This is a genomic window from Brevundimonas sp. (genome assembly GCF_031412435.1).
Lineage (GTDB): Bacteria > Pseudomonadota > Alphaproteobacteria > Caulobacterales > Caulobacteraceae > Brevundimonas.
This window is the reverse complement of record NZ_JANODA010000045.1, coordinates 17,464-27,524: the sequence shown is the minus strand read 5'-3', so window position 1 is coordinate 27,524 and position 10,061 is coordinate 17,464. Positions and strand designations below refer to the sequence as shown.

Below are 10,061 nucleotides of genomic sequence, written 5' to 3'. Positions count from 1 at the left end.
ACGATACGGACGATGGTCCCGCCCTAACCGCTATGCCTGCTGCGCCCATGCGAGACACGCCTGTTCTGTGTGTTGTCCGTCCGTCCGTTCCCTGCCTTCGGCTCTGCCTTTCCCTTCGGGATTTGAGAAATGATCAATCAAAATAAAAACTGCTTCCAAAGCTTGGGAACCAGCGCCAAGGGCGCGTTCCAGGTCCTCTCCGTCGGCGGCGTCGCCTTCGTCCAGCCGACGTCGTCAGTCCTGTCCGGGGCTCAGGTCTCGGCCCTCAACGGGGCGGCGCGTCTCGCCGGGATCGGCCGCCGCGCCGTCGCCGAGGCGATCGTCGCCCATGTCCAACGCGAGCTGGGCGTAAGCGGAGAGATGCACGTTGCCGGCGTCGAGCTGGCGGCGGCGGCCGTCGCCCGGGCCCAGCGTGAGGCGCGTCGACGTCAAGTCGGCCAGGTCCGCCGTCGCGTCGTCCAAGCGAACCGCGACGTCGCAGCGCCCGAACCCTCCAAGGAAGTCCGCCGGGCTGTCGCCGCCGTCGAGGAGGCGGCCGTCAGCCTGCGCGTCGCCCGGGCCCATGTTCAGAAACTGAACGCGGGGATCGCCCAGCTGCGAAAGCAGGAGGAGGAGATCCCGGCCGTGATGCTTGCGGATGCGAACCGGGCTCGCACCGCGAGCTGGGAAGCGCTCGGCCTGGTGCGAGAGACATCGGCTGTCGCCGCCCGCCTGCGTCATGAACAGCTGGAGGCGACCTGGTCTGAACGCGCGACAGTCGAGACGTCGGCACGGGCCGAGCAGCGGGGCGAGCAGCTCGGCAAGGTCTCGGCGGCCGACCTGGAGGGCCGGGTGTCCGAGGAGGGCGTTCACAAGCCGGTCCGGATCTCCAGCCGCGACGGCCTGGCGACCCTGTTCGAGACCGGCAAGCTTTCGAACGGCCAGTATGGCGCGCTGCGGACTTATCGGATCGCGTTCGAGCTGGCGTCGGCCGGCTTGCGGGTCGCCAACCTGAACCCGTCCGGCGTCTCGGCCAGCCGCCAGACGGCGGGACTGGTCGCCCGGTCGGCGTCCGAGCTGCAGCGCGCGTACGTCCTCGCCCGCCTTCGTCAGATCGAGCTGGCGGTCGCCGGGAAAGGGGAGCGCGAGCTGCGCGTTCTGCGGGCGATTGCCGGTGAAGGGCGGACCATCCGGTCGCTCGGCGGGAGCGGAAACGCGCGCGAGGCCGATACGAAGGCTCTGGTTCGGGCGGCTGAGGCGGCGCTCGACGTCCTGACGAAGCCGGTCCATGCCGGGCTAAAGAAATCGGCGACCACCTAAAGCCGTCGCTCAAATGGGACTTGAGGGCGGGGCCGAATCGAGGCCCTCTTAGGTCACGTCCAGAAAAACGACTGAAACCCGCCCGGGGTCTCCCGAGGCGGGTTTTTCGTGTCTGAAACCCTGGTGCGTGAGTGGGCCTAGTGGTCCAGAAGCCCTCCCCTAAGGGCGTCCGAGTATCGAGGGGCGGCGCGTGGTTAACAGCCGCGCGCCGCTTCGGTTCCGGGAGGGTCGAATGTCCCGCCAGGTCCTGACGATCAAGGCGGGCGACGAGGTCCTGCGCCGGTTCGAGAACGGCCTCGGCGCGCTCGGCAAGGATCGGGCCCAGAAGGTCATGGCCCGCGCCCTCAACCGGACGGGCGGGCCGACGCTGACGAAGATCCGCCGGGTTCTCGCGCAGCGAACCTCTACGCCCATGAGCATCATCCGCCGTCAGGTTTACGCGTCCAAGGCCTGGGCTGGGGCGGCGGGAGGCGAGGGCAAGCTAGATTTCAAGATCATCGCATCCGGGCGGCCCTTGCCGCTGGCGGTGTTCAAACCGACTGAGTTCAAGTTCGGCGTCCGGGCGAAGGTCTGGGGCCGCGTCCAGCGGTTCGACGGCGCGTTCATGCGCGGCGGCAAGTGGCCGAACCGCGTCGAACTGAACATGGGAACGGGTCAGGTGTACGTCAGGGCCTCGGCCAGACGGACGCCGATCGAGCGGGTCTATGGCCCGTCACTCCCGAAAGAGCTTGTCGAGGAGGAAGTGTTCGACGCGTTCGAGGCATCCGTCGCCCGCCTGGGCGGCGACATCGCTCATGAACTCGATCGGGAACTGTCCAAGTTCGACTGACGGCCTCGCCCTTCCCTCCCCGGAAGGGCTGAGCGCCTGCGGCCTGGCGGTGCGCGCGCGGCGTGCTGCACCTGTCGGGCCGCAGGCTGACCCCTTCACCCTGTCGAGGTCGAACCCTCCCCTTATAGGGCGGGGGGTCCCCCCCCTATCGCGGGTCCTCTCCGGGGTCGGCCTGTATGCGGCGGCGCGGCGGCCCGGGTCAGGGCCAGTTGCAGTCTAAAATCGAAGCCTAAACAGCTAAAGCCCCGGCTAAAGAGGAGGGCTGCGCATGACTGCAGAAGCCTTTCTCCAAGCCCAGCTCGTCGCGGATCCGATCGTCACGAAAGGCCAGTTCGCCGAGCTGATCGGCGTCTCGCCCGGGCGCGTTTCCCAGATGATCGCCGAGGGCAAGATCGGTCCCGAGGCCCTGGTCGGCGAGGGCCGCAGCGCAAAGATCCGCATCGAAACCGCGCGCGCCCAGCTGCGCGAGCGTACCGACCTGGGCCAGCGCCTCGGAAACGGACTGACAACGCGCCTGGACGGCGCGTTGTCAGTCGTCGCCGACACTCCGCTGATCGACCGCTTCGCGGAAGCCGCGCCGCGGCTGGCCGGGGCCGAGGATAGTTTCCGCATATCGCCGACGCCGCAGCCGAGCCCGACGGACCCAGTCGCGGACCGCCTGAAGCAGCTCAAGCTGAACGACGCCGAGCGCCGCGAGCGCCAGGCGCTGGAGGACGATCTCGCTCGCCGAGGCGTCTACATTCGCGCGGACCATTCCCGGGCCGCGCTCCTGGGCGTCGCGCAGACGATGCTCAACGTATTCGATGGGTGCGTCGCTGACCTGGCTCAGGCGCTCGCAACGGAGTTCGAGATCCCGCAGCGGGATCTGGCTCACGTCCTGCGCCGGGAGTTCCGGGCGCTGCGGTCGAGAGCCGCTGACGCCGCCAGGAAGAAGGCGGGGGAAATGCCGCTGCTCGTTATCGATGACGGCTCCGCAGGCCTGGTCGAGGAGGCGACGGGAGCCGAGGAGGGCTGACGAATGTCGATCCACCTCATGAACCCCGAACGGATGATCGCCGAGGCGGTCGCCGAGGTTCTGGAGCCGCCGCCGCCCGTCGATTATCGCTCCTGGGCGATCGACAATATCGAGTTCAGCGATCGGGAGAGCCCGATTCCGGGCAAGTATAATCCGGAGCTGTTCCCGGAGTTCGATGAGATCCTGCGGGCCGCGAGTCCGGAGGATCCTTGCCGGATCGTGACGCTGGCGAAGTCGGCCCAGCTGGGCGGGACGATCCTGGCGAACATATTCACGCTGGGCTCCCTCCATATGGACCCCTGCGACTTCCTCTACACGCACCCGACGGACGACAACGGCCGGCGCTGGTCGAAGCTGAAACTCAAACCGATGCTGCGGGGGACCGCTGCGCTGGCGGCGTTGTTCCCTGAGCGCTCGCGCGACGGCGGCGACAGCGTCATGTTCAAGGAACGCGCGGACGGCCGGGGCTCGATCCAGGTCTCGGGCGCGAACTCTCCCGCGTCGCTGTCGCAAGTCAGCATGCGCCGCCAGGTCCAGGACGATCTGTCGAAATGGGAAATGAACTCGGCGGGCGATCCGGAGCGCCAAGCCGACAGCCGCTCGCGGGCGTTCGAGTTCGCGAAGATCCTCAAGATTTCGACGCCCTTGGTCCTGCCTGGCTGTCGGATTTCCCGCTCGCTGCTGGCGGGATCGCAGGAATATCCGGAGGTCCCCTGTCCGCACTGTGACGCCTTCCAGGTTCTGGAATGGGAAAACATGCGGGCCACGATCGAGGCGAACCCCGAAGATCCGCACTTCACCTGCATCGAATGCGGGTGCGAGATCCGCGAGCATCACCGCGCCGAGATCAAGAAACGCCTGCGCTGGAGCGTCCGAAACCCGAAGGTGAGGGGGCATCATCGCAGCTTCTGGATCTGGTCGGCCTACAGCGTCCTGCAGTCGTTCGCGCGGATCGCTCAGGAGTGGCTGGCGGCGAAGGGCGACCCCGCCGCCGAACAGACGTTCATGAACGATACCTGCGGCCTCGCGTATGAGGCCGCAGGCGAAACAGTCGCTTGGGAAACGCTGCGCGATCGTGCGGCCGAGAGCCATTACAAGGCGGGTCAAATCCCCGCCGGTGCGCTCCTGATTACACTCGGGATCGACTGTCAGGACGACCGGGTCGAATGGCAGCTGGTCGGCTGGGGCCGGGATCTGCGGCGCTGGGTGATCGCCTACGGCGTGATCCCGAAGCATATCAGCGATGAAGAATGCCGGGCCAAGCTCGACGATCTTCTGCAGCAACGCTGGCTGAACACGGTCGGTCGACGGATCGGAATCGATCTGGCCGCGATCGACGGCAACGCTTGGACGGAGGAAGTCTGGGCTTGGGCGAAGCGGCATCCGGCGACCCGCGCCATCATGGTTCGCGGCGTCGGTTCCGAGACCGCTCCGCTGTTCGCCCGCGTCAAGCGCGAGCGGAACCGGCAGGGCAAGCTGCTCAAATATTCGCGGCGTTTCTACAACTTCGCGACGTCCGTCCTGAAGATGGCCCTCTATCGCAACCTGGCGAAGGCGGATCCGCTGGAGCGCGGTTTCGTCGGAATGCCCGAGGGTCTGGACGACGACTATTTCCGCCAGCTCACGTCCGAGCGGCGCAAGCCGAAGCGCAACCGCCAAGGCTTCACCGTCTATCAGTGGGTCAAGGACGCGGCCCAGGCGAACGAAGGCCTCGACACGCATCTGCAGGCCGAGGCCGCCGCGATCCGCCTGGGGATCCGGACCCTTCCCGACGCGACCTGGTCGCGGCTGGAGGAGGAACGGGAGACGCCGCCCGAGGATCTCCAGCTCGACCTGGAGGATCTCATGAACAGGCCCGCGACGGTCGAGGATCCTCCTCGGCCATCGCGGGCCGAGGTCGCGCAACGCGTCCGCGATCTGACGGCGGCCGCGACCCAGGCGGCTCCGCCGGATGCGAACCCGGTTCGCACCTCCGAGGCTCCCAAGGCCCGGCCAACCCTTGCCGAAATCGCGGCCCGCATGAACAGGAGGTAGTCAATGTTTGGCGGTCTGCAGCGCGTCCTTTTCGGATCCAAGGAAACGCAGTCCCGCCAGGACTCGCGCCCGACGGCCCGCTACATGCGGCCCGACAGCTCGAACCTCCTCGGCGGCTGGAGGCCGGCGCTTCGCTCCCAGCGGCAAGACGTCAAGGAAGCCTGGACCGGCGTCGCGGCCCGGGCCATCGATGCAGCCCACAACAGCGGCTGGATCACCGGCGCGATCGAGCAGATGGTCGCCGACATCAACGGGCCCGAGGGTTTGACGATCAACGTCGCGCCCGATCACCAGGCGCTGCGATGGTCCTATGACTTCGCATACGCCTGGGCGTCCGACGTCGAGCGGGAGTTTGTCGCGTACGCGAACAGTCCGCTCGAATGCGATGCGCGGGGCAAGGCGACATTGGCGACCATGGCTGACGCCATAGTCCGCTGGTACATGCCTTTCGGAGAGGGCCTGGGCCGGATCCTGCTCCGCGAGCGGGCCGGCGCGACCATGCTGACGAAGGTCCAGCTGGTTTCGCCTATTCGCCTGTCGCAGCAATCGTCCGAGCTGGAGGATCTCCATCAGGGCGTGTTCTTGGACGGGGACGGTCAACCGATCGGCTACCGCTTCCGCGCCAGAGCCAACGGTTACGATCAGGATCTCGACGTCGCCGCCCGGGATCCGGACGGCCGCCCACTGGTCGTTCACGTTTTCGACGGTGATCCGGACGCAACCCGGGGGATCTCGCCGTTCGCGCCCGCCCTCAAGGTCACCCGCCAGTATGACCAGCTCGCTGACGCGACGCTGACGACGGCGCTCCTGCAGACGATTTTCGCCGCGACGTTCGAGAGCGCCCAGCTCCCGGCCGAAGCGCTTGAGGGTCTGCTGACGGAGAACGACTTCGGGGCCGGTTCCGGCGGCCAGGTCGATCCGACCGCCCCGGGCGGAATGGCGGCCCTCATGGGCGCGCGGGCCGAATGGTACGGCGCGTCGGGGATCGACTTGGGGACGCATGGGCGGATCGCGACCATGTTCCCGGGCGATCAGCTCAAGTTCACGACGGCTGAAACGCCGGGGAGCAACTATCTCCCGTTCTCGCAGAACCTGAACCGCGAGATCGCTCGCTGCATTGGGACGTCATACGAAAAATACACCGGTGATTATCAGGGCGCGACGTTCTCCTCGATCAAGATGAGCATCGCCTCGGACTGGCCGGTCGTCGTTCGCCGCCGTCGGGTCATTCCTCGACCGTTCCTGCAGGCCGTGTTCGAGGCCTGGCTAGAGGAGCGGATCGCCCGAGGCCTGACGCCCTATCCGGGAGGCTACTCACGGTTCCTGAAACAGCGAGCCGCCGCGACCCGGGCGACCTGGCGCGGGCCTGCGAAACCCTCGCCGGACGAACTGAAAACGGCGATGGCACTCAAGGTCCTGGTCAAGGATCTTGGGGTTATGTCGGTCTCGACCGCTGCGGGCGAGATCGGCCTCGACGCGGATGCGGAACAGCAACAGCGGGCTCAGGACCGGGCGACGGCGATCCGGCTCAATCTGCCGGATCCCTACGCGCCGCCCCCTGGCTCGCTCCCGTCTCCCGATCCCGCGAAGCTTCTGGAGGACGCCGAAGATGGCCCTGCTCGACGGCCTTGACCTGACGGATCCCTGCCTGGTCTGGCCGCGTCTCCAGGAGGCTTATTACAAGCTTCTGGCGGGCGAGACTGAGGTCCGGGTCCGCTTCCGCGAGCGAGAGGTCGAACTCGGCCGGGCGAACCTGCAGCTGCTCGATCGCGAGATCCAGAAGCTCAAGGCGGCCTGCGAACGCAAGCAGGGCCGCCGATCTCGATACGCGATCCGCGCGGGCTTCAATCCACGCGGCCCCGGGGCCTAGCCCCCTCACCTTCGCAAGGCGGTCCTGACGGGCCGCCTTTTTCATTGGAGGACCCATGGCGGTTCAAATCCAGGACGGGGAAATCATCCTGTCCGGCATGGTCGGCGATGACTATTGGGGCGACGGTTTCACGTCGGGCCAGGTCATCGCCGCGCTCGCCCAGGTCGGCCGAGGCACGGACGTCACGATCCGCCTGAACTCGGGCGGCGGCATCGCGACGGAAGGGGCGGCGATCCATGCCGCGCTGTCGTCGCACAAGGGTCGCGTGACGATCCTGGTCGAAGGGATCGCCGCCTCGGCGGCCTCGCTGATCGCCTGCGCCGGCGACGTCGTCGAAATGGCGCTCGGATCGGTGTTCATGATCCATGACCCGGCCACGATCACCTGGGGGACTTCGTCGGATCATGAGCTTGCGATCCGCATGCTCGAAAGCCTCGCGACCTCCTACGCCGCGACCTACGCCGAGAAGACAGGCGGCGAGGCCAACGCGATGCGGGCGCTCATGCGGGCTGAAACCTGGCTGACCGCTCAAGAGGCGGTCGATCAGGGCTTTGCGGACCAGCTCGCCACGGCGAACGACAACGCCGCTCCCGCCGACCCGACCGCCTTCGCCTACAGCATGTATGCCAAGGCCCCCGCCCGCATTGTCGCTCTCGCGAGCGCCAATGGCTGGAAACCCCCTCAATCGATCAAGCCTGCGGCCGCTTCGGCCCCGGGCCCAGCGTCGGCACCCGCCGCCGCTTCGCCGGCGACTCCGGTCGCCTCAACCCCGCCGGCGGCTCCTGCCGCCCAGCCAGACACACAGGAGCCCCCCTTGGCTGATACGAACGAAGACACCATCCGGACGGACGAACGGACGAAGGCGACCGCCGCCGCGAACACGCGAATCCAGGCGATCCTTTCGAGCGACGAAGCGCGCGGCCGCGAGACCATGGCGCAGCACCTGGCGTTCGCCACGGCGCATTCCGCCGAGGATGCGATCGCTCTGCTCAAGGTCGCCCCGAACGGCGGCGACGCTGCGGACGACAAGGATCCGACGGCGTCGTTCCTGGAGCGCAAGGAAGGTCAGGGCGACGGCCTGGGCGGTCCCGCGCCGAAGATGACGGACAAGGCCCAGGCCAAGGCCGGTTGGACGAAGGCCGTCGCCAACGTGAACAAGCGGATCCCGGGCGCCCGCTAAGCCGCCCGATCCAAACCGTCGCCAGCCCGCCGGGCGCGACGTTCCCCTCAATCCCTGAACACGGGACATTCCTATGACCATCCTGACTGCAGGCCGCGTTGCAGCGGCCTTTGTGCTGTCTGAAGCCTTCGGCATGCGCTCCCGGGCGGCTGAGTTCCTGGGCGCAAGCCAGGACATTCAACCCGGACAACCTCTCGCCCGCGTCCTCGAAGTCGCCGGCGTCCAGGTGACGTCGGCCGCCGTCGCCGGCAACACCGGAAACGGCGTCCTGACACTCGCCAATCCCGCCTACAGCCGCGCGGCCAAGCCCGGCGCCTACAAGGCGATCTGCATCGCTGCAGCCGCAAACGGCGGACGGTTCCGGATCGACGATCCGGCCGGCGTCGAAATCGGCCAAGTCAACGTCGGCGCGGCCTTCAACAAGGCCGTCAAGTTCACGATCGCGGATGGCGCGGCCGACTTCGTCATCGGCGACACGTTCGAGATCGTGGTCGACCTCGACGCCGGCGGCGAGACCGTCGTCGCTTGGGATCCGACGGCGAACGACGGGACCGAAATCGCCGCCTGCCTGCCGTTCTACGCCGAGAAAACCGGCGTGGGCGAGCGTAAGGCGATCGCCACCATGGCCCGCGATGCGGAGATCATTTCCGGCAACATCGCCTGGCCCGAAGGCGCCACGGCCGAGCAGAAGGAAACGGCTCTGCAGCAAATGGCGCTGCACGGCCTGATCTCGCGCTAAGCGCCCGCCGCTCCGCTTCCTCCCCGAAACAACCGAACTAGGAAAGACCAGCTCTCATGTTGGATATCTTCAATAACGACGCGTTCTCTGTCGTTAACCTGACGGACGCGATCAACGATATCGCCTTCGTCCCCGGCCGGATTGCCGAAGCCGGCCTGTTCCGCGCCGACGGCATCACTACCACGGCCGCCGCGATCGAGCTTAAGGGGACCAGCCTGATCCTGGTCCCGCCGACCCCGCGCGGCGCGCCCGGAACGACCGTTTCCGACAGCAAGGGTCGCAAGCTGATCGACGTGCGGGTTCCGCATTTCGAAATCAATGACGCCGTGATGGCCGAGGAAGTCCAGGGCGTCCGCGCCTTCGGCTCCGAAACGGAACTGGAGACCGTTCAGGGCAAGGTCGCCGAAAAGAGCGCCGACCATAGCCAGTCGTTCGCGGCGACGACGGAGTTCTCCATGCTCGGCGCCATCAAGGGCGTCGTGACTTACGCCGACGGGTCGGAGCTGGACCTGTTCAACACCTTCGGCCTCGCTGCGCCGGCCGTCATCAACTTCAATCCGGCGGCTCTGAAAGCCGCGAAGGACGACGGCGCGTTCCGCAAATGGTGTGCTGGCGTTATCCGCTCGATCACCGCCGAGCTGGGCGGCCTCCCCTGGTCGGGCAAGGTCCGCATGCTCTGCGGTGATGACTTCTTCGACTACGTCCTCGGCCTCCAGGAGGTCCGCGAGACCTTCATGGGCTGGAACGAAGCCAAAATCCTGCGCGAGGGCTATATCGAGCCCAACGGCAAGAGCTACGGCGCGTTCGAGTTCGGCGACATCGTGTTCGAGAACTATCGCGGCCAGGTGGGCGAACATAAGTTCGTCGAGGCCGACGAAGGCCACGCCTACCCCGAGGGCGTCCCCGGCCTGTTCCGTACCTACTGGGCTCCCGCCGACTATGAGGAGACGGTGAACACGAAGGGCAAGCGCCTCTACGGCAAGCAGTACCCGATGCCGAACGGCAAGGGGCGCCACTTCGACGTTCAGATGAACGAGCTGAATATCTGCACCCGTCCCCGGGCGCTGCGGACGTTCAAAAAGACCGGCTAAGCGG

At 67.0% G+C, this 10,061-nt stretch carries 9 protein-coding genes; all 9 read left to right on the top strand.

What is annotated here, in order from left to right:
* Window positions 1-129 precede the first annotated feature (129 nt).
* The gene (locus RMO01_RS09185) at window positions 130-1,299 is read left to right on the top strand and encodes a hypothetical protein (RefSeq protein WP_309628748.1); all 1,170 of its coding nucleotides are present in this window, start codon (window positions 130-132) and stop codon (window positions 1,297-1,299) included.
* 232 nt (window positions 1,300-1,531) lie between these two features.
* Window positions 1,532-2,128: a hypothetical protein gene (locus RMO01_RS09180; RefSeq protein WP_309628747.1), complete on the top strand. Its 597-nt coding sequence runs from the start codon at window positions 1,532-1,534 to the stop codon at window positions 2,126-2,128.
* A 268-nt stretch (window positions 2,129-2,396) separates the two neighbouring features.
* Window positions 2,397-3,143 carry a hypothetical protein gene (locus tag RMO01_RS09175; protein WP_309628746.1) on the top strand — a complete coding sequence of 249 codons (747 nt, stop codon included), beginning with the start codon at window positions 2,397-2,399 and terminating at the stop codon, window positions 3,141-3,143.
* Between the two features lie 3 nt (window positions 3,144-3,146).
* Window positions 3,147-5,177: a terminase gpA endonuclease subunit gene (locus RMO01_RS09170; protein ID WP_309628745.1), complete on the top strand. Its 2,031-nt coding sequence runs from the start codon at window positions 3,147-3,149 to the stop codon at window positions 5,175-5,177.
* A 3-nt stretch (window positions 5,178-5,180) separates the two neighbouring features.
* On the top strand, window positions 5,181-6,809 hold the full coding sequence (locus tag RMO01_RS09165) for a phage portal protein (protein ID WP_309628744.1): 1,629 nt from the start codon (window positions 5,181-5,183) through the stop codon (window positions 6,807-6,809).
* Window positions 6,787-7,047, top strand: coding sequence for a gpW family head-tail joining protein (locus RMO01_RS09160; RefSeq protein ID WP_309628743.1), 261 nt, complete (start codon window positions 6,787-6,789; stop codon window positions 7,045-7,047). Before RMO01_RS09165 ends, RMO01_RS09160 begins: the two co-directional genes overlap by 23 nt.
* A gap of 55 nt (window positions 7,048-7,102) precedes the next feature.
* The gene (locus RMO01_RS09155; protein ID WP_309628742.1) at window positions 7,103-8,227 is read left to right on the top strand and encodes a head maturation protease, ClpP-related; all 1,125 of its coding nucleotides are present in this window, start codon (window positions 7,103-7,105) and stop codon (window positions 8,225-8,227) included.
* A 73-nt stretch (window positions 8,228-8,300) separates the two neighbouring features.
* Complete coding sequence (locus RMO01_RS09150; protein WP_309628741.1) at window positions 8,301-8,966, top strand: head decoration protein; 666 nt, start codon at window positions 8,301-8,303, stop codon at window positions 8,964-8,966.
* Window positions 8,967-9,022: 56 nt separating this feature from the next.
* Entirely contained in the window at window positions 9,023-10,057 is a 1,035-nt protein-coding gene (locus RMO01_RS09145) for a major capsid protein (RefSeq protein WP_309628740.1), read from the top strand.
* The last annotated feature ends 4 nt before the right edge of the window (window positions 10,058-10,061 follow it).